This is a genomic window from Thalassotalea fusca, from assembly GCF_053485835.1.
This window is the reverse complement of the sequence record NZ_JBQRUN010000010.1, coordinates 106132-132154: the sequence shown is the minus strand read 5'-3', so window position 1 is coordinate 132154 and position 26023 is coordinate 106132. Positions and strand designations below refer to the sequence as shown.

Here is a 26023-nt window from a genome sequence, read left to right as displayed (position 1 = left end):
CAAAACCAACATATAAGAACAAATAGAATGGAAAAAAGCTCTAATCGCAAAATATCGCGATCGCAGCCTACGGCTGCTTATAAAAAACAAACCCCGTATAAAATAACGGGGTTTGTCAGTAGTCTGACAGCGCAAAGCGCTGTTTTTTTATGGCTATTTAAACCCATAATTCAATGGGTTAAATATGGTTAGTGAAGAATTCTTGCTTTTATCGTTCCTTCGATTTTCTTCAGCGCTTTCAATGCACTCGCACTATCTTCTGTTTCAATATCAATAACTACGTAACCAATTTCATCGTCGGTTTGCAGGTACTGCGCGGCAATGTTGATATCGAATTCGGCAAACGCTTGGTTAATTTTCGTCAGTATTCCTGGCTGGTTCTTATGAATGTGAAGCAAGCGGCTAGTACCTTCATGACTTGGCAGTGAAACTTCTGGAAAGTTAACTGCTGACAGGGTAGAACCATTATCAGAATACTTAGCGAGTTTACTGGCAACTTCTAAGCCGATATTTTCCTGAGCTTCTTTAGTGCTTCCGCCAATGTGAGGCGTCAAGATAACATTGTCAAAAGCGCGCAAAGGTGAAACAAATTCTTCATCATTGCTCTTAGGTTCGACTGGGAACACGTCGATGGCGGCACCCGCAACCTTCTTGCTGTCTAGTGCTTCTGCCAAAGCATCAATATCAACAACCGTACCACGAGATGCGTTGATAAAGATAACACCATCCTTCATCACTTCAAACTCGGCATGGCCCATCATATTTTGCGTTTGTGCCGTTTCTGGCACGTGCAAGCTAATTACATCAGCTTCTTGTAGCAGTGATGTAAGTGTATTAGCTTGGCTCGCATTACCAAGTGGTAGTTTGGTTTCAATATCATAAAACCTAACCTTCATACCTATCGTTTCAGCCAAAATGCCTACTTGCATACCGATATGGCCATAACCAATAATCCCTAATGTTTTACCTCGTGCTTCAACTGAGCCAGCAGCCGATTTATTCCATACACCACGATGTGCCTGTGCACTTTTCTCAGGAATACCACGTAACAATAGTAGCAGTTCGCCTATAACCAATTCCGCAACCGAGCGAGTATTTGAGAAAGGCGCATTAAATACTGGAATACCTAATTTTTGTGCGGCCTTAGTATCAACTTGGTTGGTTCCGATACAAAAGCAACCAATAGCGACAAGTTTCTTAGCATGAGATAACACTTTGTCGGTTAGTTGTGTACGCGAACGAATTCCTATGAAGTGAACATTGGCGATTTTCTCGATTAGTTCACTTTCTGCTAGTGAAGTCTTAAGATATTCAATATTGGTATAACCTTGGAGCTTTAATTCTTCTAAAGCGCTTTGGTGTACGCCTTCTAATAGCAAAATCTTAATTTTTTCTTTTGATAGTGACTGGTTGCTCATGCGTGAATTTTCTCTTAGCAAAAAATAGTTTTAGATGGCTAGATTTCTAAACTAACATATAGTGTATAAACTCTAAAGTATTATTTGACGATTTTTGCACCGTTCGGTGTGCCAAGTATTAGGACGTTAGCACCACGGTGTGCAAATAGGCCATTAGTGACTACACCGACAATGGCATTAATTTGCTCTTCTAATTGTTTAGGATCCAATATTTCCATATTGTGTACATCTAAAATCACGTTCCCATTGTCTGTAACTACACCTTGTCTATAAACAGGATCGCCACCTAGTTTTACCAACTCTCTGGCGACATAGCTTCTAGCCATAGGAATAACCTCAACCGGAAGGGGGAAGTTGCCTAGTACAGGGACCAGCTTGGATTCGTCGGCGATACACACAAAAGTTTTTGCAACGGCTGCAACAATTTTTTCACGCGTTAATGCAGCACCGCCACCTTTAATCATATGCATATGTTCAGTAATTTCGTCAGCACCATCCACATATACGTCAATTTCACTGACACTGTTTAAATCAAACACTTCAATGCCGTGCGCTTTCAAACGTTCTGTTGACGCTTCTGAACTAGAAACAGCACCTTCAATGCGATCTTTCATTGTCGCTAATGCATCAATGAAATGATTAACGGTTGAGCCAGTACCAACGCCAACAATCGTGTCTTCGGTGACAAATTCCAGCGCTTTGATAGCTGCTGCTTTTTTCATTTCATCTTGAGTCATAGCGGTAAAAAACCTTATATAAATTGATAATGTTTAGACGGAGTGTATATTTCGGGAATAGGTACATCCCAGTGTTCTGTCGGAATTTCTTCAACAAGCTGGCAGTCATGTGCCAAGCCAATTGGCCAAAGGCTTGTGTTTTCATCTTCTTTAAATGATTGAAACCAACGGCTAAGTGTGCGGTCATAAAAGCCGCCCCCCATACCCAAGCGAGCACCATCTTTGTCAAAGGCTACTAGTGGTGTGAAAATGATATCAATATCCTCTAAAGGGACCACATCAAGACAATTAAGTTGGGGCTCAGGTATCCCATATTGGTTTGGTAGCATTTTACTATGCGCTTGATATTTCAAAAATAACAAGTGGTGTGGATTAAACGGATGAATTCTTGGTAGACATACGGTCTTGTTCTGTTGCCAACACCAATCAATAAATGGGGTGGTGTCTAATTCACCATCGTTAGTTAGGTATATCGCAACCGTGCTGGCATGTTGAATACGGGATTGTTGTTGCAGGCGCATATTTAACGCCGCCGCTGCCTCTTGTTGTACCTGCGACGACAGGCCTCGCCTTTTTTGGCGTACCATGTGACGTAAAGATTGTCTGCTAACAGCGGTCATCTGCAAAATATGGCGATGAAGAAAGTTGCGCTATTGTAATGTGAATTGTAGATAAAAAAAAGCTCGACGTTAATCGAGCTTTTCATAAGAAGTTTTCGTGTAAGAAAAGTGTAGATTAGCTATGCTTTTCCGCCATAGCTTCATGCGTAGCTGTTACTTCCATTTCTTCTTCTAATTTTGCGTCAAGTGTATTGGTTTTCTCACCTTCAGCACCATGCATCCACTCAACAAGTTTGTTAGCGCTTAGGAAAATAATTACCGCGGTAACAAGTGCACCAATACCAACACCTAAGAAGATATTAAATGCATTGTTCACTTGCTCTTCACCTTCACCAACAAATGAACCAATAAATGCAGCTAAGTAATTTGATAATGCAGTAAAGAAGAACCAACAACCCATTAGTAAAGAAGTAAACTTAAGCGGAGCTAATTTGGAAACCATCGATAAGCCGATTGGAGATAAACACAACTCGCCTAATGTGTGGAAAAGGTAGGCAAAAACAAGGAAAAGTAAGCTCACTTTAATTGACGTATCGCCGCCTTGCGCCATTGTTGCTAAAACCATAACAAAGAAGCCTATGGCGAGGAATACCATCGCAAGACCAAATTTTACTGGTGATGTTGGCTCCTTGCTACCCATTTTGACCCATACCGAAGCGATAACTGGTGCAAGTAAAATGATAAACATCGCATTTAATGATTGGAACCATGAAGCTGGTATTTCAAAACCCATCACATTACGTTCAGTAAATTGTGAAGCATAAATGTTAAATAGTCCGCCTGCTTGTTCAAAGCCAGCCCAGAAAATAACAGAGAATACACTCATGATTAAGATAACTTTGGTACGGTCTTTTTCTTCTTTAGTTAACGCCGCAGCTTTTAAATCTTCTTTCGACTGTTTCGCTAATTGCGCTGAAGGTTTAACACCAATATCACCAAGGTATTTATTGGCCAAGGTTAACTGTAGAGCTAAACCAATCAACATACCGCAGCCTGCAGCAATAAAGCCGTAGTGCCAGTTAATTTGTTCACCTAAATAGCCAACGATAAGAGGAGACAAGAACGCACCTAAGTTGATACCCATGTAGAAAATGGTAAATGCACTATCGCGGCGATGATCACCTTCTTCGTATAAGTCACCAACTAAGCTTGATACGTTGGCTTTGAACAGACCATTACCACAACAAATTAATACTAAGCCAATATAGAAAACCATTTCTTCCATGCCGGGAATCATAGTTTTAGGAATACCTAGCGTGAAATAACCCGCAGAAAATAAAATACCACCTAATATGATGGCCTTTCGCTGACCAATGAAATTATCTGCTAACCAACCACCAATCATTGGAGTAAGGTAAACAGCCATCGTAAATGTGCCGTATAAACCTAACGCATCACCGGTTGTCCAACCAAAACCACCATCTTCTACTGCTGCTACCAAATAAAGTACTAATAGCGCGCGCATACCGTAGTAACCAAAACGTTCCCACATTTCGGTACCAAACAATAGGAATAATCCCTTCGGGTGTCCTAAAAAGTTACCCTCAGATCGAACTGTCATAAATTTATCCTTCCAACTAGCACTTTTTCGTTTACATCTTATTCTTTTTGTATATTTACCCGTCAGGTAGTAATAAAAAGCGCTTTAAATTATTAATGCCAGCGGGTGTTATACCTTTGAAAGCGGTTAAAGGCAAGTCTAACCAGCGCTTGAATTGGAATGGTTAATGAAAACTTTCTGGGTTTTAATCAGTTTCGGGTGACCAAAGTGAATAATTAATCAACAACTAAATATGAGCGATATCAGTCAATACTTTTTTGGCGAAAACACATTTAGCTAGAGTTGAAACTAGGATTCATAGTAGACTAACCCAAAAATAAACTATCAATCATGTCGTAGTACATTCAGGGAAATTGATTCAGTATGTTAAAACCAATAGATGATTCGAAAATTGCCATTATAGGCTTAGGATATGTAGGCCTTCCTTTGGCTGTAGAGTTTGGTAAATCTTATCAGACTATAGGGTTCGATATTAATGAAACCCGCATCAATGAGCTCCGAGAAGGTAAAGATTTTACACTTGAAGTGTCAGATGAAGAATTGGCTAGCAGTGAATATTTGCATTACACGTCGGTTGTTGACGAACTAGCACCAGCGAACGTCTATATTGTTACTGTGCCGACCCCAATAGATGAGCATAAACAACCTGATTTAACGCCCCTAATTAAAGCCAGTCAAATGCTTGGCAAGGTAATTAAGGAAGGCGATATTGTTATTTACGAATCAACTGTATACCCAGGGGCTACTGAAGAAGTTTGTATTCCGCAGCTAGAGCAAGTATCTGGTTTAACATTTAATCAGGATTTCTTTGCTGGCTATAGCCCGGAACGTATTAATCCCGGTGATAAAGAGCACCGAGTGACAAACATCTTAAAAGTGACTTCCGGCTCTAACCCCGAAGTCGCACAGTTTATTGATGATCTTTACGCTTCCATAATTACTGCTGGGACGTATTTGGCGTCTTCGATTCGAGTCGCTGAAGCTGCAAAAGTGATTGAAAATACGCAGCGAGATTTAAACATTGCGCTAATTAACGAGTTAGCTGTTATCTTTAATAAGTTAGGAATTGATACAGAAGAAGTTTTAAAAGCCGCGGGTACTAAATGGAACTTCTTACCGTTCAGACCTGGATTAGTTGGTGGACACTGTATTGGCGTAGATCCGTATTACTTGACGCATAAGGCTCAAGCCATTGGTTACAACGCAGAAGTCATTCTAGCCGGTAGACGTATAAACGATGGAATGGGTGCTTATGTTGTCGCTGAGTTAACCAAAGCAATGATCAAGCGTCGCATTCAAGTGCACGGTGCAAACGTATTGGTTATGGGACTTACGTTTAAAGAAAACTGTCCTGATGTTAGAAACACTAAAGTAGTCGATATACTTTCTGAACTTGCCGAATATGAAATCAATGTTGATGTATACGATCCTTGGGTTAACCCTGAAGAAGCTGAGTATGAATACGGCGTTCAATTAATAGATGCGCCTAAAAAAGCACAATACGATGCAGTTATATTTGCTGTTGCTCATCATCAATTCAAAGCCATGACGAAACAAGATATTGAATCTTTGGTTAAAGACGAGCATGTGATTTATGATCTTAAATACATGCTTGATCCGGATTGGGTAGATTTGAGGCTATAAAGCGCCCTGAATTTAACTAACAAACGCGACTTCTTAGTCGCGTTTTTGGTTTTATAGACCTAATTGAAAGAACTTGTGGCAGTATCATCTAGATTTAACAGGGCGCTTCTTTTCGTTGTAGCATTTCGCGTGTACACTATCGACAATTAGCTAATGGAGTGGATTTTCAAATGAGTAAATACCTAGAAGTGCAATCACAACTAAAGACAACGCAACACACATGGTTGGTTACAGGTTGTGCAGGCTTCATCGGTTCGAATCTTGTCGAAATGTTATTGCTTTTAGGGCAAAAAGTTATTGGGCTTGATAACTTTGCGACAGGGCACCAAAAAAACTTAGACGAAGTTGAGCAGATTGTTACCAGCGAATTATGGGCTAACTTTTCCTTTATTGAAGGTGATATTCGCAATTTAAACGACTGTCAAAATGCAGTAAAAGGTGTTGATTATGTTTTACATCAAGCGGCACTAGGGTCAGTACCACGCTCAATCGCAGATCCGATTACGTCAAATGAAACGAATATCAGTGGCTTCTTAAATATGCTAGTAGCGTCAAAAGATGCTGGCGTGAAAAACTTTGTATATGCTGCATCCAGTTCCACTTACGGTGACCATCCTGCATTACCGAAAGTAGAGGAAAATATTGGTAACCCATTGTCGCCGTATGCGGTGACTAAATATGTCAATGAATTATACGCTAGCGTGTTTAAGCGTACTTATGATTTTAATACGATAGGTTTACGATACTTCAACGTGTTTGGTAAACGTCAAGACCCAAATGGTGCCTATGCCGCGGTTATTCCAAAATGGACATCTGCCATGTTTAACAAAGAAGAAGTGTTTATTAATGGCGATGGTGAAACAAGCCGCGACTTCTGTTTTGTTGAAAATGCTGTACAGGCTAATATCCTCGCTGCATTGTCGCAGGAAAAAGGGTTGAATCAAGTCTATAACGTTGCTGTGGGCGACCGTACTACTTTAAATATTCTGTTTGATAGTCTCAAAAATGCATTGCGCGAAAATAATGTTGATTATGATGGCGAACCCACATATAGAGAATTTAGGGCAGGCGATGTGAGACATTCACAAGCGGATATTACCAAAGCACGTGAATTATTGGGATATGAACCTGAATATCGTATTCAGCAAGGCATTTCCAAGGCAATGTTGTGGTACGTAGATAACCTATAGATAAATAAACAGTATTTTTACAGTAAATAGAAGATCAAGAAAAATCATGAACAAAAAAATAACGAAGGCGGTAATTCCCGTAGCGGGATTAGGGACGCGGATGCTACCAGCCACAAAGGCTATCCCCAAGGAAATGTTACCAATAGTTGATAAACCTTTAATACAGTACATTGTTGATGAGTGTGTAATGGCGGGTATAAAGGAAATTGTACTGGTTACTCATTCTTCAAAAAATGCGATAGAGAATCATTTTGATAAATCGTTTGAATTGGAGACTACCCTAGAAAAGCGTGTTAAACGTCAATTGTTGGATGAAATTCAGGGAATATGTCCTCCTGGCGTAACAATCATGCATGTCCGACAAGGGGAAGCTAAAGGATTAGGGCATGCCGTTTTAAAAGCAAGACCACTAGTGGGAAATGATCCATTTGTGGTGGTATTACCGGATGTAATTATTGATGATGCAAGTGCGAATCTAAAATGCGAAAATCTGGCTGCAATGATTAGTCGCTACAATGAGACTGGCAAAAGTCAAATCATGGTAGAACCAATTCCCATGGAGAAAGTTAGCAGTTACGGTATTGCCGATTGTGAGGGCCATGAGCTTGCCGCTGGAGAGTCTAAATTGATGACCGCTGTGGTAGAAAAGCCGACGATTGATGAAGCACCGTCAAATTTAGCTGTGGTAGGACGTTATGTGCTCTCGGAGCAAATATGGCCGTTACTAGAGTTTACTCCACCAGGCGCAGGCGATGAAATTCAATTGACTGATGCGATTGCAAGCTTAATGAAAGTCGAACCTGTTGAGGCATTTCACATGACGGGCAAATCTCATGATTGTGGCTCTAAATTTGGGTATATGTGTGCTTGCTTGGAATATGGATTACGTCATTCTGAAGTAGGTGAGCGACTCCAAGGATTAGTAAATCAATTGGCATTAAACGAATAATCTATACTTACGGTAGTAAAAAACTCATTTATTCCTAAACGTTCTAAGTAATCTGTTTGTTATATGGAAGTTGTAGTGGAATTGTGTGAAAATCTCTTCAGATTAAAATTGGGCTAGCACTAAGATGAACCTAACACATTTAAAGAAACTAGAAGCTGAATCTATACAGATTATACGAGAAGTCGCTGCAGAATTTGATAAACCAGTAATGCTCTATTCTGTGGGTAAAGACTCTGCTGTTTTGCTTCACTTGGCACGAAAAGCGTTTGCGCCAGGGAAAATCCCATTTCCATTACTGCATGTTGATACCACATGGAAGTTCAAGGAAATGATTGCATTTCGTGATCGCATAGCAAAAGAATATGGATTTGATTTGATCGTACATAAAAATCCTGAAGGTATTGCGATGAATATCAATCCGTTTGTCCATGGCAGCGCAAAGCATACAGATATCATGAAAACTCAAGGGTTGAAACAGGCCTTAGACAAGTATGGATTTGATGCCGCATTTGGTGGCGCACGTCGTGATGAAGAAAAGTCGCGAGCCAAAGAACGAGTTTATTCATTCAGAGACAAAAACCACCGTTGGGATCCTAAAAGCCAGCGCCCTGAACTGTGGAATATCTACAATGGTAAGGTTAACAAAGGGGAGAGTATTCGCGTATTTCCTTTGTCTAACTGGACAGAGCTAGATATTTGGCAATATATCTATCTGGAAAACATTGAAATTGTACCATTGTACTTATCGGCTGAACGCCCTGTAGTCGAGCGAGATGGTACCTTAATTATGGTTGACGATGATCGTATGCCGTTAGAAGAAGGCGAAAAACCGCAGATGAGAAAAGTACGCTTTAGAACATTAGGCTGTTACCCATTAACGGGGGCCGTAGAATCTGAGGCTGCTACATTACCTGATATCATCCAGGAAATGTTATTAACGAAAACATCTGAACGACAAGGGCGTGTTATCGATCACGATTCTGCGGGCTCTATGGAGAAAAAGAAAATGGAAGGTTACTTCTAGTTTTTACTTTATTTCTTCATTGTTAAATTTTTCTAAGGAATTCAAATGAGTCACCAATCTGATTTAATCGAAAGTGATATTCAAGCGTATTTAAAGCAACATGAGAATAAAGAACTCGTGCGCTTTTTAACTTGTGGCAGTGTAGACGACGGTAAGAGTACATTGATCGGGCGTTTACTCCACGATTCTAAGATGATCTTTGAAGATCAACTTGCTGCTATTGAAAAAGACAGTAAAAAGTCAGGAACTACTGGGGAAGCTATTGATTTAGCGTTACTGGTAGACGGTTTGCAGTCTGAACGTGAACAAGGCATAACGATTGACGTTGCTTATCGTTATTTTTCTACTGACAAGCGTAAATTTATTATTGCAGACACGCCTGGACACGAACAATATACCCGAAATATGGCTACAGGTGCTTCTACCTGTGATCTCGCGATTATTCTTATTGATGCGCGCCGTGGTGTTCAAGTACAAACTCGCCGCCATTCGTTTATTTGCTCGTTGCTAGGGATTAAGCACGTGTTGATTGCGGTAAATAAAATGGATTTAGTTGAATATAGCCAAGACCGCTATCAGGAAATCAAAAAAGAGTACCGAGCGTTTGCAGAAGATTTGGCTTTTGAAGATATTCGTTTTGTGCCAATTTCAGCACTCAATGGTGACAATGTGGTTTCTGAAAGTGAGCACATGCCTTGGTATCCAGGTGCGACATTGATGAAACTGTTAAACACAGTACGTGTTGATAATGATGATTCGTGTACAGAGTTTAGATATCAAGTGCAATATGTAAACCGCCCAAATCTAAATTTTAGAGGGTTTTCCGGCACGGTTAATTCAGGTCACGTTAGAGTTGGCGACGATGTTGTCGCCTTACCCTCTGGAAAAGAAAGTCGCGTGAAGTCGATCGAGACATTTGATGGTGCACTAGAACGTGCAGACAAAGGCATGGCTGTGACCATTACGCTTGAGGATGAGATTGATATTAGTCGTGGCGAAATGATCGTTAAAAAGGGAAGTTTGCCTACATCGTCTAAAGAATTTAACGCAAATGTCGTATGGATGAATGAAGACGAGCTAGAAACTGGACGTGAATACTACATCAAACATGGTAGTAAAATGACGACAGGGCACGTAGTTGATTTTGAATCACGAACCGATGTAAATACCATGGAAAAAGCAGATGTTACGCAGCTAGCTTTGAATGAAATTGGTTCTGTGAATTTTGAAGTAAGTGAAAAGTTACACTTTGATCCCTATCACACCAATCGCGCAACAGGGGCATTTATTATCATTGATCGCTTATCCAATATTACCGTTGGTGCGGGTATGATCGTAAAAGCCAATGAAGATGCTGCGTTGCATCAATATTCTGATTTTGAACTAGAGTTTAACTCGCTTGTACGTAAGCACTTCCCACACTGGGGTGCGCGTGATATTTCAAAATTGTCCTAACGATAAACTAGTGTGAACAACGTCTTATATTGTTCACACTATTTCTTGGCTTCTGAGTTGCTTAGCGATTTGTTAACCGTTAATGTAGATCGGCACGTTTTATTTTTAAAGGCACACTAAAATGATATCTGCCCAATGGCAGCTGTTTGCCATTTTCATTTTTACTTTCATAGGCTTGCTAAAATATCAGCGAGTACCTGAACGTGTATTTGCGGCAGCGATGCTAATTTGTTTTGCCCTAGGGTTTCTGGAACCTCAAGACATCCTAAACAATGCAGTAAACCCTGGTTTAGTAACTTTATTGTTACTGGTGCTTAGTTCGTTTGCTATCGAGCGGACAAGTGTATTGCGACGTCTATCTAGCAGCCTAATCAATGGTTCCAAAATAAAATCCACCGCACGAACTTTAATATCGACAGCACTGGCATCAGCCATGATGAATAATACCGCTGTTGTAGCGGCACTGATTGCTACCATTAAAAATAACAAACTCATTAACCCAGGCAAGCTGCTGCTTCCCCTATCTTTTGCCGCAATTCTAGGCGGAACACTTACACTTGTCGGTACATCTACCAACCTCATCATCAATACCATGTACATAGAGCAGGGCCAGCCTAGTCTTGGCTTTTTTGACTTTACGCTAGTTGGCGGTAGTGCAATGTTAGTGTGTTTGTTGCTAATCATAGCCAGACAACGAACCTTACCTGACATGGAACTTGAAAGTGATGCCAATCAGGATTATTTATTAGAAGCTGAAGTCTCGGAGCAATCAAAGTTAATTGGTTTAACTATCGAAGAAAATGGCTTACGTAACCTTGATTCGCTGTTTTTGGTCGAAATAGTTCGGAAAGGACGATTAATCTCGCCAGTGGCACCTGATGAAATTGTGCTTCAAGGGGATAAGTTGATATTTTCTGGAGATATTTCGAAAGTACTTATTTTACAGCAATTTGATGGCTTAACACTGTTTGCCGAGAAGGATGGTTTATTAAGGGATAACTTAACTGAAGTCTTGATAAAACCCGACTCGGCCGTAGTGGGTAAAACCTTGAAAACGGCTGGGTTCAGGGCTCGTTTTGATGCTGCTGTCGTGGCAATTCGTCGAGAAGGTGTATCACTGTCAGGTAAGTTGGGAGAACTCATCATTCAGCCCGGTGATTTTTTGGTTTTAGCTGTTGGTAATGATTTTAGTTCTCGGACAAATTTAAGTAAAAACTTTTTCATCCTTTCAGGACATAAACCAGATAATATGCTGTCAGGGTGGCGAGATACGACTACAGTTCTTGGCTTTATTACTACTATAGGTTTGTCAGTACTTACCGAGCTAACATTGTTAAAATGCCTAATATTCTATGTGGCTTTCTTAATTTTTAGCCAAGCACTAACCGTGAATGAAATAAAACGTCGTTTCCCGCTAGAGATATGGATGATAGTACTAGGGGCGTTGTCATTGGCCAATGCGTTGGAATCTACAGGAACAACTGAAGTACTTGCGCAACTTATTCAAACGTTCTTAAATGGACAAAGTCCATTTATAACCCTAGTGATAATATTTTTCACGACTCTGATCGTTACTGAAATAGTCACGAATAGTGCGGCGGCTGCGCTGATTTTCCCAATTGCTTATAGCATAGCGTTAGGAATGAACGTCAGTCCAATGCCATTTGTTATGGCGGTTGCATTTGCCGCAAGTGGTAGCTTTATCAGTCCTTATGGTTACCAAACAAATGTAATGGTGTTCAATGCGGGAAATTATACTTTGGCCGATATGGTTAAGTTTGGTTTACCCGTTTCGTTAACCTATAGCGTAGTTGTATTATTGCTCCTGCCAATTATTTTTCCCTTTTAAAGTGGTCTCTCAATATGAAAACCGAAAATACTGTGTGGCATCATCAAGCCATTACAAAATCACAAAGAGCTTCGCTTAACAATCAAAAGCCTTGTTTACTTTGGTTTACTGGTTTAAGTGGCTCAGGAAAATCAACGATTGCTAATGCAGTAGATGTCATGCTGTTTGAGCTAGGGTGTCGTACATATTTACTTGACGGTGACAATGTACGTCATGGATTAAACGGCGATTTAGGGTTTACTGATAATGACCGCATTGAAAACTTACGGCGAATTAGTGAAGTGGCCAAACTGTTTGTTGATGCAGGAGTCATTGTTTCTACAGCATTTATTTCACCATTTAAGCAAGAACGCTCAATGGCTCGCGAAAAGTTAGCCGAGGGTGAATTCATTGAGGTATTCATTGATACGCCCATTGAAATTTGCGAACAAAGAGATCCTAAAGGGCTATATCAAAAGGCACGTGCAGGCGAAATTAAAGATTTTACGGGAATAGATTCTGTTTACGATATTCCTGAGGAACCTGATATTCATGTAAAAACGGCTGCTGGCAGCATCGAAGATTGCGCAAGGCAAATCGTTGATTATCTTGTTGAAAATCAATATGTGAATGTTTCACAATAAGGACATAGTTTATGCATTATGATGTATTCAACGGCGATGCAGATGGCATCATTGCACTTGTACAATTAAGACTGAATGACCCTAAACAAAGTCAATTAATCACGGGCGTTAAACGTGATATTGAATTAGTTAAGCGTGTTGATGTAGACAATGCGTCTTCTGTTACAGTACTCGATATTTCAATGGAGAAAAACCAAGCGGCACTTATTGAGTTACTAGAGCGAAGCGTTCCGGTCTTCTATGCCGATCACCATCGTGCTGGTGATATTCCCGAATCTGCCTTTCTTGAAGCGCATATTGATCTAGACGCTAATACCTGTACAAGTTTAATCGTTAATCACTACTTATCTGGAAAGTATGCCAAATGGGCTGTTGCGGCTGCTTATGGTGATAATATGATAAGTGCTGCTGAACAGCTTGCGGACGAACTTGCGCTTAACCAGTTTGAGCGGGAGCAACTGAAACAGTTAGGCATATATGTGAACTATAATGGCTACGGCGCATCCGAAGAAGATTTACATTTTCCTCCGTCTGAATTATTCAAGTTGCTTGTTAAATATCAAGACCCACTGTTACTCATTGATGATAAGTCATCGGTCTTTTGGCTATTAAAAGCGGCATATGAGCAAGATATGTCGCTCGCAGACGGCGCAGAAGAGCTTAAAGATGATGAGGTATGTAAAATCATTTCTCTACCAGATCAGCCTTGGTCTCGAAGAGTGAGTGGTGTAATTGGTAACGAACTCGCTAATCAATCACCTGACAAAGCACATGCCGTCATCACTGAAAATGCGGATGGAAGCTATAGAGTCAGCCTTCGCGCACCGCTTACCAATAAACAAGGGGCAGACAAAATTTGCGTGAAATTTGATACCGGTGGTGGGCGAGCCGCTGCTGCAGGTATTAACTATTTGCCAGCAAATAAGTTACAATGTTTTATTAGTGAAGTGCATGAATATTATGGACAGCAAGTATAGGACTATACGATGAGTTTACTGGTTACAGGTGGTACGGGCTACATAGGTAGCCATACAATTGTTGAGCTATTAGCGCTTAACTACGATATAGTTATTATTGATAATTTGTCGAATTCGTCTGAGATCGTGTTAGAGCGAATTGATAAAATAACGGGCAAATCTGTTACCTTTATTAAGGCGGACATCTTCGATGAAGTGGCATTATCGGCTATCTTTGAGCAGCATAATATTGAAGCCGTCATTCATTTTGCTGGCTTAAAAGCGGTTGGCGAGTCAAATGAAATTCCCTTGCACTATTATCAGAATAATGTTGCAGGCACTTTAACATTACTTAATGTAATGAAGGCGAACAATGTAAAACGATTGGTTTTTAGCTCGTCAGCGACGGTTTATGGTGACAAAAATGTAGCCCCATTGAATGAGTCCATGCCGACCTCTGCAACGAATCCTTACGGACAAACAAAGTTGATGGTAGAGCATATACTCTTTGATTTAGCTAAGAGTGACCCAACATGGTCTATCGCTAGTTTACGCTATTTTAATCCTATCGGTGCACATCCAAGTGGCTTAATTGGTGAAAACCCTAATGGTATTCCAAATAACCTCTTACCTTATGTAGCGCAGGTTGCAGTTGGTAGGCTCGCGCATGTAAACGTATTCGGTGATGATTACGATACGGTTGATGGCACAGGTGTGAGAGACTATATACATGTTGTCGACCTAGCAAAAGGGCATGTCAAAGCATTGGAAAAATTGGATGAGATTGAAGGCTGTCATGCTGTTAACTTAGGCACCGGAAATGGTACGTCGGTTTTGGAAATCATTCGCACCTTTGAAGAAGTGTCTAAACGTAAGGTTGCCTTTCAAATTGCGCCGCGTCGTGAAGGGGATTTAGCTACGGTATTTGCTGATGCATCGTTGGCTGATTCACTCTTAGGCTGGAAAGCTGAACATGATTTGAACGATATGATTACCGACACATGGCGATGGCAATCTGAAAACCCAAATGGATTTGAATAAATTGAAATAGCAAAGAAAACACATAAAAAATGCGCTGTTTAGCGCATTTTTTATGTATTTAATACCAATCTCTTATACGGGGCGGTATAAGAGGTTCCGGCTAAGTAATGTGTTTTGACTGCTCATCAGCCCAATTGAGCGCCTCGTTGTAGTCTTTGTTGACTTGGTCTTTGTCTAGCCCTAGCTTTTCAATAACTAATGACGTTTTATCCCACTCTGCGCGCTCTATAAATTCAAGTAATTTAATAATTGCTGCCATCACGCCTTTCTTGTTTAGCAGGGTATCTTTGATTTCTTGTGCAAGCGGTAGTTTTTCTAAAACGCTAGAGAGTTCTTCATCGAGTATTGCATCGATCAATGAGAGCAAGCCGGTAAGAAATGCGATTGATGTGTCAAGCGGCGTATTTATTTGTGTTGACACCAACTCACAGAATTTCGCCCTGGTCATTGCTTCATTGATAAGTTCACTAGGCTTATCCGGGTTAACATTGGTGGCAAACATCAGACCCAAAAAGCGTTTTAATTCGACCGAACCAAGTGTAACCAATGCTTGTTTTATTGTTGATATTTCTGCTCGACGTCTGAAAATCGCAGAGTTAGCATAGCGCAGTAACTTATACGACAGAGAAACATCTCGCTCAAATACCTTGGTAATACTGGCTAAATCAAGTTCAGGTTTAGATGTTTCATAAAGCAACTCTGCCATGGCCATTTGAGATGGTGACAGATTCTTTGCTTTCACCATTTCTGGCTTGGAAAAAAAGTAGCCTTGAAAAAGCTCAAAGCCTAGTTCTACTGCTTGATTGTATTGTTCGTAAGTTTCAACTTTCTCTGCGAGTAATTGAATGTGCGGATGTAATGAAATAGCGGATTTTATTTCGTTGATTGTTTCAATACTGGTGTTTTGCCAATCAACCTTAATTATTTTGATATAAGGATAAAAGTGCGCCCATACCTTCTGGTGCTCGTAGTCATCGAGTGCAAGTGTGTAGCCTTTTTGATGTAAATCTTGACATAAACCTAGCAGTTTTTTCCCTGGTTTTATCGTTTCAAGAATTTCAACCACTAACTCATCTGTGGTTAACATTTCAGGAAGGCCTCTACTAAGTGTATCTAACGTAAAATTAATAAATGCAGGCTTGTTGGCGGTGAACTCGCTGATACCCATATTAAACTGACTAGCCTCGATCATCTTTGACGTAGCTTCATCACTGTCAACTTCAGGGAAGACGTTATCTATACTGTCCCTAAACAATAACTCATATGCAAATAAGTTTTTGTCTTTATCAAGTATAGGTTGTCGTGCTGCGTAAAAATACATATAAAACCCTGATTTTAAAAGCTTTGTTACAGTTATAGTATGGGGGTGTTGCTGCAAAAATCAATGTATGACGAGATTTACAGTGAGTTATTAATAGTTTACTTGCTAATTTCACTTCCTTAAAGAATTTTGTGGTAATGTTTAAGGATATTCCGATTTTTATGATCAAGTTAATAATTATAGCAAAAGAAACACGATGCAATAATAAGGCTGCGATTTCATAATCGGTTGTTATAATTCAAGTTTAACTTGTTAAGTTGCAATAAACTCATATCAACAGTAATACATTGTAGGTACGAGCACTTGGCAATACTCAAGTCGCGACGTTCGAGCTAAACATTTTAAACAAGATGACTGTTTAGCGACTAATTTGTTTGGAGGTTAATTTGGCAATTGGCACGATAATATCGCTCGCCCTTTATTTTATTACTATGCTGGCCATTGGGCTTTATGCATATAGAAAATCCACTAACGATGTCTCTGGCTATATGTTAGGTGGGAGAAATCTAAGTCCATCTGTTACTGCCTTGTCTGCTGGAGCTTCTGATATGAGCGGGTGGATGCTAATGGGGCTGCCAGGAGCAATGTATATTACCGGATTAAGTAGCGCGTGGATTGCAGTAGGTCTTGTCATCGGCGCCTATCTAAACTATTTAGTTGTGGCTCCTAGACTTCGAACTTATACCGAAGTGGCAAATGATTCCATAACATTGCCTGATTTTTTCGAAAATAGGTTTAATGATCATTCTCATACATTACGAATTATCTCATCGATTGTTATCATTGTTTTCTTCACCTTATATACTTCATCTGGCATTGTTGCAGGCGGTAAACTTTTTGAGAGTTCGTTTGGGTTAAGCTATGAATTAGGGCTATACGTAACGGCTGGTGTTGTTGTTTGTTATACCTTATTCGGTGGTTTTTTAGCGGTTAGCCTTACTGACTTTGTTCAGGGCTGCATTATGTTCTTGGCATTAGTGCTCGTGCCTTTTGTGGTACTGACTGATGTTGGTGGTTTTGACGTGCTAATTAACAGTATTGAACAGAAAAACCCTGATTTACTCGATATGTTTGGTGGGGTGACGCTTATTGGTGTTGTCTCTGCAATGGCCTGGGGCCTTGGTTATTTTGGCCAACCACACATAATTGTTCGTTTTATGGCAATTCGTTCGACCGATGATTTACCCACAGCCAGAAGGATAGGGATGACATGGATGATTGTAGCCATTTGTGGTGCGATGGCTACTGGTTTTGCAGGAATTGCTTTTGTTGCGAAATCAGGCATTGCATTAAATGACGCGGAAACAATCTTTATTGTTTTATCGCAATTACTCTTTCATCCATTAATAGCGGGATTCTTATTGGCAGCTATTCTTGCAGCAATTATGAGTACAATTTCTTCGCAACTATTAGTAACCTCTAGTTCGCTTACTGGTGATTTCTATCAAATCTTTGTGAATAAATCGGCTTCAGAAAAACAACTAGTAACTGTTGGTAGAATTTCCGTACTAGTTGTAGCATTGGTTGCGATATATTTGGCTTATGACCGTGACAGTTCGATCTTAAGTTTAGTGAGTAATGCATGGGCGGGCTTTGGTGCTGCATTTGGACCAGTGGTCATTATGAGCTTATATTGGAAGCGCATGAATAAACAAGGAGCCATTGCGGGAATGCTTGCTGGCGCAGCCACTGTGCTCATATGGATTTACGCACCGATTACAGTTGGTGGTCAGAGCTTGAGCAGTGTGATATATGAAATTGTACCGGGCTTTATCGTTTGTACCCTCACTGTATATGTGGTGAGTCTACTAACACAGTCTCCTTCGTCAGATCTGGTTGAAACGTTTGAGCAGGTGGCAGCTAAGTAACCACTTAATGACATAAAACCTCATGTATAAAAAAGCTCGAACTGTATCAGTTCGAGCTTTTTGTTTTTTATGGCTGTACACGACAATATTCTTTTCTAAGTGACGTTTAACGCTTAGATAATGTTATGTTGACCAACGTACGGTTTTGTTTAGCTTTTGTTGCCATACATTAACAGGTTCATCTTGTGCACCTACAACGATGATATTGCTTTGATTAAATCTAGTTGATGTACCGTGAAGTCCGCCTTTTGAAAACTCTGGTTGTGATGCCAGGTGTTCGCTATTTGGAATAATAAACACATTCACAGGGGAAGACTTTCCTTTAAAAACCAAATGTAGGCTCTTCATTCCATCAAATCGACAATAGTCCGCCATCATCAACTCTCCCATAGTGTCAACAAAGCTACCATTGAATGATGCCATTTTTTGGTTTAGTGCCGTGAGTGACACCTTTGCTTCACTGTTGTTACTGAAATAATCCGCTTCGTGTTCAGTGTGCGCAATGGCGTACTCGCCAATGTCCACATAAGCATGTGAAAACTGTAAGGTGTGCACACTAATGCCAACCGCGAATGCAACAGATGCTGCTATAGCTAACTTGATGCGCTTCGCTTTCGTTTGTTGACGATGACTTGCTAACGACTGTCTAAGTATGAGCTTTTCTTTTAAATCTCCCGGTACTGGTACCGATAGTGCGCGGTTAATCTGTGCATCGAGTTGTTCAATCTCGTGCGCAAATTTTTGTTTAGCAAGATCCTCTGCTTGTGCACTCAACACTGCTTCATCAGTGGAGTTGGGATCTGCATATAAAATTCGTCTAAATTGCAAATCATCCATTGTAAACGCCTCTTAACTTAGGTTCGTTGTCAATTGCTTCTTTGAGCTGGTTACGTGCTCTAAATAAGCGTGTCATCACAGTGTTCTTATTGAGATCCAATAGTGAAGCAATTTCTTCACCACTGAAGCCGCCGATAACCTGTAATACCAGTGGCTCTCTATATTCTTCCGGCATTTGGGCTATTTTTTCTCTTAACCAGTGATTTTCAATTTCTTGCTCTGTACTCGTTGAAACCGTATCAGTAATTGACGACTCTTCATATTCGCCCATATCAAATCGCTTTCGCTCAAACCGTCTTGCATTTTCGCGTCGCAATATCGTGATAAGCCAAGATTTGGCAGCCTTTTCATCTTTCAAAGAATCTAAAGACTTCCATGCCCGTAAAAAGGTTTCCTGAACGAGATCTTCGGCAACCTGTTTTTCGTGGCAAAGCCAATAGGCGTATCGATATAAATCACTATGTAACGCGTTAACCAGAGCCTCATATCTAACTTGCTTACTTGCCATATGCATATTTCAAATAGTGTCTCGCCTGTTTCATTGCTATGAGTATAACGACATTCGCAGGCTATACTAATTTTTCTCCATTGTGACTAACTTCTGGTGATCGCTTGCCAACACATTCCACCTGAATTGATAGCTTCATCGCCAGCGCTTTCTATTGTGCTTAATATTCAGTAGTACTTAAGTGATGTACAAATCGGTATCACTTTCGTTCGGCATGTAATTTCATGCATTGAAATTTCTGTTTTAAGCAGTCGTATATGCAGAACAATACGACTTTGTTAGTTGCTGTTTGCTGAAGAATAAGACCTGAGAGGTATTGAAATCATTTCATTTACGTGAAATTTTTATTGGTAAAATATCAAGTGAAGTAAATTTTAGGTGTGTTTCCACCTAGCGTTACTGAACCTAATTATGCTCATGTAACGCTAAGTGATAGTAGTTTATGGCTAAAGTGGATTGAGCGTCATATTGTTTTGTTTGGCTGTTTTTGGTGTTCGATGTAAGCGCTGCACAGCTTCTAGCAATGTATCAGGCTGCCATTCAACAGAATTACGGCCATATTGTGCTTGTTGTAACTGACTGACTGCTTCGTTAAGTTTATCATCTGCAAATGTCGCTAATGCTTGAGATAGCGTAAATATTGGCGTTTGGTGAACATCACTTGCCCATTCAGGTAATAGCTTTAATATCTCGTTGTAATTTTTCTTCTTCGCGGCAGCAAGCAACGACAGATAGGTTTTGCTGGGCGTATTGTTATCAATGGCTTTTTCAGACGGAGTTTGACGTCGCCAATGACTATAACCCCAAGCTAAAGATGTTAGCAACCACAGCGCCAAAAATAGCCACTGCAGTGGGTTGTCACGATAAACAATACTTACACTCTCTGGTGCTGCGTTTGCTACCGATAGCGGTGCAGGGGATACCTGTGACTGAGGTTGTATTGCTTCAAATGCTTCGTTAGGTAATACATTGATCGTTTGTGCTGCTAACGTTGCGGTTTCAAAGCGATTGGTTTGCGTATTCCACCAAGGTATTGATACTTCAGGTAATTGATATTCACCTGCTTTACTTGCAACCAGCGCGTAGTTACGTACCATTTGGCTGACAAGGCGTCCATTATTTATTCCTGAGTGTAGTTCAGGCTGATCGGGATATACTTTGAGGCCTTCTGGCATATCTAACATAAGCTCTGGTAGCTGTTCTTTTGCTAACCCTGCGGCGGTAATGGTAATGACCCGTGTGATAGGTTCACCCACTTTGAAAGTGTCAGGTGCAGGTTGCCAATCTTGATGAATTGCAAGTAATTCGCTTGGCAACCAGAGGCCATCAACCGAAGAAGGTATTGGTTTAATTGTCAGCGTAATGTCGTCACCAAGCACACTCACTGGCTTCGTTTCGGCAAAACTTAAGAAGCTGCCTCTTCTCGATGAAGGTAACATTATTTCGCCAGAGAAAACTGGAGATCGCAACACAAATTCCCCACTAGTTTGGGGGCTAATCGTGTAATTTCGTGTAATGATGCGATAACGTCTACCATTAATAATTGTTTCGGTTTCTTCATCTTTGCCAATTTGCGAAATATTGGCGTCTTCAAGCTCCGGTTCGCTAAGGCTGCCGCGTTTGAGTTCGGCAGAAAAATGAAGCTTAACGGTTAAGGTAATTTGTTGCTGAACAAATGCCTCTTTGGTTGAAATTTCGGAGGTAATAAAAATATCTTTTTGTGAAGCAATACTACTATCGTTTGCTGAAAGTACCTCAAGTTTTATAGGCGCTGTCAAAGCGCCATTTATAGAAAGCGGAGGAATTGTTATATTCCCCTCTCTTTTGGGAACCAGTAATGTAGTCCAGCGCGTAGAACGAGAAGTTTTAAAGTTAACCATGCTCGTTTGCGAACTTACCGACGTTCTGCCGACAATGAAATCATTCATTAAAGGTGATGTATCCAGTGCATTGGTATCAATATCGTCATTGGCGGTAACCGTTAATACAAATGATTCTTTGACCACTACGGGGTTCTTATCAACAGTTGCCGTGACTTCAATAAACGCGTGCGCGCTGTAACTTAGGGTTATTAGCTGTAAAATCAATAATAACCTTACCATTTCTTTTGTGCTCCTGGTTGGTTTCGATTGTGTCGACGTTTTTGATACTCAAGCTGCATTTTATTTCTCAGCAACAAATACGGATCATCTGTTACTTTATTTAATAATTGCATGTGTTTTTGTTCGGTTTCTTTCTCTTGTTGTTCGGCAAGTCTAGCCTGTTGTTCGGCTAGTTTACCTTCTTCATCAGTCTCATTTTGAGCTTGTTCCTGTTGCTTTGATTGCTCATCTTTAGATTCTTGTTCCTGTGACTCTTGTTGCTCTGATGGCGACTGTTCATCGTTCTGCTGCTGTTCTGTATCTTGAGATTGGCTGTTTTGTTGTTGCGTTTGTTCGCCTTGCTCAGATTGATTCTGCTGTTGATTGTCTTGCTGTTGATTGTCTTGCTGTTGTTGTTGCTGATTTTGATCTGACTGTGAAGACTGATCTTGATTCTGCTCTTGGTTTTGGTTTTGTTGCTGATTTTGCTGTTGTTGTAGCAATTTTTCTGTGAGCGTTTTGTTGGCTTGCGCATCCTCATGGCTGGGATCTTGAGCAAGTACTTGTTCAAAGGCATCGATAGCGTCTTGCAATCGACCCAACTTGGCTAGCGTGTTACCTTTGTTGTATAACGCATCAATAGAGTCTAATTGCTCGTACTCGGCAAGTGCGTCTTCGTAGTTTTCAGCTTTGTACAACGCGTTCGCACGCCACATCGGGTCATCGAACAAAGCAGCTGCAGATGAATACTGTTCGTTGTTAAAATGTTCTTGTGCCTGCTGGTCTTTGGTTTTCCATAAGTTTTGCCAAAAGTCCGCCTTGGCATCCATCGGTGCATATATCAATAATGTGACAGGGACTAGGGCAAGTAAATTACCACGTCGAAAGTAGCTCAACGTAAGCGGTAATACGAGTAATAGTAAATACGGGCCGAACTCTTGCCATTGGTCGCCTGCATTCTGGCTTTCTTTATCAGCTTCTTGCTCAAATGTAGACGGCCTTTCTAGTAGGGCTTCGATGTCTTGGCTATCGGCAGTTAAACTCGCATAGTTACCTCGGGCGCGCTTAGCCACACCGTTCAATCTTTTTTCATTGAGCGTAGGAATCACAATTCCACCACTGCTATCTTTCATCAGTTCACCATTAGTTAACTTTATTGGTGCTCCGGTAGCTGTGCCAATTGCTAAGACGTTAAGGCGATGCTGATTATCTCGACTCCACTCTGTTATTTCCTGTATGTCTGTTGATTCTATGCCATCAGTAAACCAATAAATATCACCCGCTATGTGCCCTGCATTCGTTAACATGGCATCCGCCAATTCCAGCGCTGCAAGCGGGTAGCTCCCTAATTCAGGCATCAGTTCAGGTGACAAAGACGGTAAGAGTAGTTTAATGTTATTCGTATCTTCCGTGAGTGGACTAATGGTAAAAGCGTCGCCAGCATAGGCGATTAACCCAACTTCACCTTCGTTAACATGTTCAAGTAAGTCAAATGCTTTAAATCTTGCCCGCGTAAGTCTATTTGGCGTGATATCTGTGGCATACATCGAATAGGACATATCCATGATGATGACCGAACCTCTCGCCACTTGATATACCGGTTGAGGAAGCTTTTGCCATGTTGGTCCTGCTAATGAAAATATAATTAGTGAACCAATTAATAGGGGACGCCATAAACTAAAGCGGGTGTCTTCATTACTTCCTTTGATTAGCACTTGAGTAAGGTGGTTCGGGATAATTTGCTGCCAACCCGAATTGGTGACACGTATTCTTTTTAGCAAATAAAGGCAGCAAGCAAGTGCGATAAATGCAAGCAACCAGAGTGGGCGAATAAAGTGAAAGTCTGCCATATAAACTACCTGCTCTTTCTCATTAAACGTAAGCTAAACATACTCGACGGCATACTGATGTATAGAATAAATAACACACTTAGTATGACGGCTAAACTCAAAGGGTAATGAAACAGGGCGGTTAGTGGACGCATTTGTTGTTGATCTTGTTCAACCGGTTCAAGTTTATCAATCAAGTGATAAATCTCGTTCATGTTTTCACTACTGCGTGCACGAAAATATCGACCATTTGTTTGTTCAGCAATGGCCATTAAAGTCTTTTCATCAAGTTCGCTGGAAGGGTTAATACGTCGCGCTCCAAACAACGACTTTTGTACCATCACGTCAGCTCCTATGCCAACAGTGTAAATAGTGATTCCCTTTGCCACTGCAAGTTCAAGCGCTTGTTCTGGAGTAATTTTACCCGCCGTATTTTGGCCGTCCGTTAATAATAACAGTACTCTGTTAGAATCTTGTTTTTCGTTAAAGCGTTTTACGGCTAATGCGATCGCATCACCAATGGCGGTTTGTTTACCAACCAGACCTAATACCGTTTCGTCGAGCATCTTTTTTACGGTAGCACGATCGTATGTCATTGGGGTTTGCATGTACGCATCGTCACCAAATAATATAAGACCAATACGATCGCCAACGCGACGTTCAATGAATTCTCCTAATAACACCTTTAACATTTCTAAGCGATTAACGGTTTGCCCATTCAAGTTCATATCTTCAACTTGCATACTGCCTGATAAGTCAACAGCCACCATCATTTCTCGGCTTTCTGAAGGGATATTCACCGCATCACCCAACCACTGAGGCTGGCTGGCTGCTATGACTAACAGAACCCAAATAATGGCTAAGAGTGATTTAGGTACCATTGGTTTATTGGTTCCGCTAATAGACGATTGCGTTCCACCTATAACTGTTGGCATATAGAGCGGTGCGGCTTGTGTTTTGCGCTTTGCGGGCAACCAGTAAACCAATAAAGGAAGGGGGAGGGCAATAAGCGCCCAAGGTAATGCTAGATCAAACATCTTTGCTGACCCCTTGTGCTTGATTCTTATTGAGTTGTTCAAATTGCGCGCGCGTTAACCACAAATTTGCTGCCTCAATTAATGAGACTTCATTTTGCTGAGTTGGGGAATAATGTTGGCTAAATTTTCCATTGATTAACGTATTGAAATTAGCTTGATGTTTTTCTGGTAGCTGTGTTTGTAAAAAATCTGCCAGTGTATCACCGTGCAAACTGGCGACATTTTCTCTTGGTACATAATGCATCGCGACAGTTTTTAAGAGTACGATGATTTCAGCATTTGAAAGATTACCACTATCCAATAGTTTCTTTGCGACTTTGCGTTTGTGATTAAACTTCTTTCTGTTTATGACTGATTTAATAGCCCAGAAAATGACCGTGACAATAATAATAGCAAGCAGCCACCAACCTGGTGCAATAGGGTAGTTGTGAATCTGTTCTGGCAAATGAACATCTTTTAATTGCGCTAACGGATCCATGTGTTGTCTCCATGCTTCAATTGATTCTCTAGTGTATCACCTGTGCAAAATGACAAAATTCGGGCTCCTGCGGTTTGCAATGCCCCCGCTTTATCAGAAATCAGCTGCTGTGCCTGTCGTGCATATTGTTGATGCACGTTTTTGTCGCCTAACGTAAATCTTTGCGTATTCTCGCCGTCAGTAATACCGACATTTAGTTTAGTTTGCGTGTTGGGCAATTCTCTTTCTAATGGATCTGTCACTATACAAACGATTAGTTCACAATGGCGGCTTACATGTGACAAATGTCTTACCGCTTCTTGCGTTAAGTGAAAGCAGTCAGAAATAAAATATACTAAGCTTCCCGGTTTCGCGATTTGTCGTAAGCGCAAGCAGTTTTCTGCGAATGCTTTTTCGGCTTGTGCGTGATCGAGCGAGTCGTTCATGGCTTCGAGCGACTGTTGATGCATTAACTCGATGGCGTGCAGATAATGAAGTACGCCTTTTTGTCGGCTCCGAGGTTTTAATTCTGCGTGTTGGGTTTCATTAAATACGACGCCACCCACGCGGTCTCCGCATTTTTTGGCGTGCCATGCTACAAGTGACGCAATATGCGACGCTTGAACTGATTTAAATAACAGTTTACTACCAAATAGCATATTGCGACTGAGATCTGTCGCTAAGATCACAGGGCGTTCGATTTCTTCACGAAATAGCTTAGTGTATGTTTCACCTGTGCGGGCTGTGACTCGCCAGTCGATTGCGCGAATGTCGTCGCCAATTTGATAATGTCTCACTTCATCAAATTCCATCCCGCGACCTTTCGAACGCGCCAAATAATTTCCTGACATTCGGCCGTGCAGATTTTTTGTTGTGTGAAAGGCGATGAGTGATGATTTGTTTTGGTAGTTCATGAGCTCAGGCATACCAACATGTACACCATCGCTATGCAGCGATGTTAATACATGAGATACATCTGTGCGCTCACTTTTTACTTGATTAAACCACATAATGCTTA

General features: G+C 40.8%; 23 protein-coding genes. 11 read left to right on the top strand and 12 right to left on the bottom strand.

Annotated elements, in window-relative coordinates; genetic code table 11:
* Nucleotides 1–192, top strand: a 192-nt coding sequence (locus ACSLUK_RS13570) for a hypothetical protein (protein WP_448549207.1), incomplete at its 5' end; no start/stop codon positions are given.
* Here ACSLUK_RS13570 and serA read toward each other — a convergent pair.
* The 4 genes from serA to ACSLUK_RS13550 all read right to left on the bottom strand — a co-directional run bounded on the left by serA (nucleotide 189) and on the right by ACSLUK_RS13550 (nucleotide 4336).
* Nucleotides 189–1418, bottom strand: a complete 1230-nt coding sequence (gene serA, locus ACSLUK_RS13565; protein WP_448549206.1) for a phosphoglycerate dehydrogenase — start codon at nucleotides 1416–1418, stop codon at nucleotides 189–191. The genes ACSLUK_RS13570 and serA overlap by 4 nt on opposite strands.
* Before the next feature lie 80 nt (nucleotides 1419–1498).
* Entirely contained in the window at nucleotides 1499–2155 is a 657-nt protein-coding gene (gene rpiA / locus ACSLUK_RS13560) for a ribose-5-phosphate isomerase RpiA (RefSeq protein WP_448549205.1), read from the bottom strand.
* Nucleotides 2156–2169: 14 nt separating this feature from the next.
* A complete protein-coding gene (locus tag ACSLUK_RS13555) occupies nucleotides 2170–2775 on the bottom strand; it encodes a 5-formyltetrahydrofolate cyclo-ligase (RefSeq protein WP_448549204.1) in 606 nt (201 codons plus the stop codon).
* 115 nt (nucleotides 2776–2890) lie between these two features.
* The gene (locus tag ACSLUK_RS13550) at nucleotides 2891–4336 is read right to left on the bottom strand and encodes a peptide MFS transporter (RefSeq protein ID WP_448549203.1); all 1446 of its coding nucleotides are present in this window, start codon (nucleotides 4334–4336) and stop codon (nucleotides 2891–2893) included.
* 363 nt (nucleotides 4337–4699) lie between these two features.
* Here ACSLUK_RS13550 and tviB point away from each other — a divergent pair, with 363 nt between their 5' ends.
* The 9 genes from tviB to galE all read left to right on the top strand — a co-directional run bounded on the left by tviB (nucleotide 4700) and on the right by galE (nucleotide 15067).
* Nucleotides 4700–5980 (top strand): Vi polysaccharide biosynthesis UDP-N-acetylglucosamine C-6 dehydrogenase TviB, encoded by a 1281-nt coding sequence (gene tviB / locus ACSLUK_RS13545; RefSeq protein WP_448549202.1) that lies wholly within the window; start codon nucleotides 4700–4702, stop codon nucleotides 5978–5980.
* Between the two features lie 170 nt (nucleotides 5981–6150).
* Complete coding sequence (locus ACSLUK_RS13540) at nucleotides 6151–7170, top strand: SDR family oxidoreductase (protein WP_448549201.1); 1020 nt, start codon at nucleotides 6151–6153, stop codon at nucleotides 7168–7170.
* Nucleotides 7171–7216: 46 nt separating this feature from the next.
* The gene (galU, locus tag ACSLUK_RS13535; protein WP_448549200.1) at nucleotides 7217–8119 is read left to right on the top strand and encodes a UTP--glucose-1-phosphate uridylyltransferase GalU; all 903 of its coding nucleotides are present in this window, start codon (nucleotides 7217–7219) and stop codon (nucleotides 8117–8119) included.
* Between the two features lie 124 nt (nucleotides 8120–8243).
* A complete protein-coding gene (gene cysD / locus ACSLUK_RS13530; protein WP_448549199.1) occupies nucleotides 8244–9143 on the top strand; it encodes a sulfate adenylyltransferase subunit CysD in 900 nt (299 codons plus the stop codon).
* Nucleotides 9144–9188: 45 nt separating this feature from the next.
* A complete protein-coding gene (gene cysN / locus ACSLUK_RS13525; protein ID WP_448549198.1) occupies nucleotides 9189–10598 on the top strand; it encodes a sulfate adenylyltransferase subunit CysN in 1410 nt (469 codons plus the stop codon).
* Between the two features lie 121 nt (nucleotides 10599–10719).
* The gene (locus ACSLUK_RS13520; RefSeq protein WP_448549197.1) at nucleotides 10720–12447 is read left to right on the top strand and encodes an SLC13 family permease; all 1728 of its coding nucleotides are present in this window, start codon (nucleotides 10720–10722) and stop codon (nucleotides 12445–12447) included.
* Nucleotides 12448–12461: 14 nt separating this feature from the next.
* The gene (gene cysC / locus ACSLUK_RS13515) at nucleotides 12462–13070 is read left to right on the top strand and encodes an adenylyl-sulfate kinase (protein WP_448549196.1); all 609 of its coding nucleotides are present in this window, start codon (nucleotides 12462–12464) and stop codon (nucleotides 13068–13070) included.
* An 11-nt stretch (nucleotides 13071–13081) separates the two neighbouring features.
* Nucleotides 13082–14047 carry a DHHA1 domain-containing protein gene (locus tag ACSLUK_RS13510; protein WP_448549195.1) on the top strand — a complete coding sequence of 322 codons (966 nt, stop codon included), beginning with the start codon at nucleotides 13082–13084 and terminating at the stop codon, nucleotides 14045–14047.
* 9 nt (nucleotides 14048–14056) lie between these two features.
* Nucleotides 14057–15067, top strand: a complete 1011-nt coding sequence (gene galE / locus ACSLUK_RS13505; protein WP_448549194.1) for a UDP-glucose 4-epimerase GalE — start codon at nucleotides 14057–14059, stop codon at nucleotides 15065–15067.
* A gap of 100 nt (nucleotides 15068–15167) precedes the next feature.
* On the opposite strand, the gene ACSLUK_RS13500 is transcribed toward galE, so the two are convergent.
* The gene (locus ACSLUK_RS13500; protein ID WP_448549193.1) at nucleotides 15168–16388 is read right to left on the bottom strand and encodes an EAL and HDOD domain-containing protein; all 1221 of its coding nucleotides are present in this window, start codon (nucleotides 16386–16388) and stop codon (nucleotides 15168–15170) included.
* Nucleotides 16389–16774: 386 nt separating this feature from the next.
* Here ACSLUK_RS13500 and putP point away from each other — a divergent pair, with 386 nt between their 5' ends.
* Nucleotides 16775–18256 carry a sodium/proline symporter PutP gene (gene putP, locus ACSLUK_RS13495; RefSeq protein WP_448549192.1) on the top strand — a complete coding sequence of 494 codons (1482 nt, stop codon included), beginning with the start codon at nucleotides 16775–16777 and terminating at the stop codon, nucleotides 18254–18256.
* A 123-nt stretch (nucleotides 18257–18379) separates the two neighbouring features.
* Here the strand turns inward: putP and ACSLUK_RS13490 are convergent, their stop codons facing one another.
* The 7 genes from ACSLUK_RS13490 to ACSLUK_RS13460 form a co-directional block, all read right to left on the bottom strand.
* A complete protein-coding gene (locus ACSLUK_RS13490) occupies nucleotides 18380–19093 on the bottom strand; it encodes a DUF3379 family protein (protein ID WP_448549191.1) in 714 nt (237 codons plus the stop codon).
* On the bottom strand, nucleotides 19086–19601 hold the full coding sequence (locus ACSLUK_RS13485) for a sigma-70 family RNA polymerase sigma factor (RefSeq protein WP_448549190.1): 516 nt from the start codon (nucleotides 19599–19601) through the stop codon (nucleotides 19086–19088). The genes ACSLUK_RS13490 and ACSLUK_RS13485 overlap by 8 nt, the downstream gene beginning before the upstream one ends.
* A 446-nt stretch (nucleotides 19602–20047) precedes the next feature.
* Nucleotides 20048–21703: a BatD family protein gene (locus ACSLUK_RS13480; protein WP_448549189.1), complete on the bottom strand. Its 1656-nt coding sequence runs from the start codon at nucleotides 21701–21703 to the stop codon at nucleotides 20048–20050.
* Entirely contained in the window at nucleotides 21697–23532 is a 1836-nt protein-coding gene (locus ACSLUK_RS13475) for a vWA domain-containing protein (protein WP_448549188.1), read from the bottom strand. Before ACSLUK_RS13475 ends, ACSLUK_RS13480 begins: the two co-directional genes overlap by 7 nt.
* Before the next feature lie 5 nt (nucleotides 23533–23537).
* Complete coding sequence (locus ACSLUK_RS13470; RefSeq protein WP_448549187.1) at nucleotides 23538–24548, bottom strand: vWA domain-containing protein; 1011 nt, start codon at nucleotides 24546–24548, stop codon at nucleotides 23538–23540.
* Nucleotides 24541–25026, bottom strand: coding sequence for a DUF4381 domain-containing protein (locus tag ACSLUK_RS13465; protein WP_448549186.1), 486 nt, complete (start codon nucleotides 25024–25026; stop codon nucleotides 24541–24543). The genes ACSLUK_RS13470 and ACSLUK_RS13465 overlap by 8 nt, the downstream gene beginning before the upstream one ends.
* Nucleotides 25014–26015 (bottom strand): DUF58 domain-containing protein, encoded by a 1002-nt coding sequence (locus ACSLUK_RS13460; RefSeq protein ID WP_448549185.1) that lies wholly within the window; start codon nucleotides 26013–26015, stop codon nucleotides 25014–25016. The genes ACSLUK_RS13465 and ACSLUK_RS13460 overlap by 13 nt, the downstream gene beginning before the upstream one ends.
* Between the last annotated feature and the right edge of the window lie 8 nt (nucleotides 26016–26023).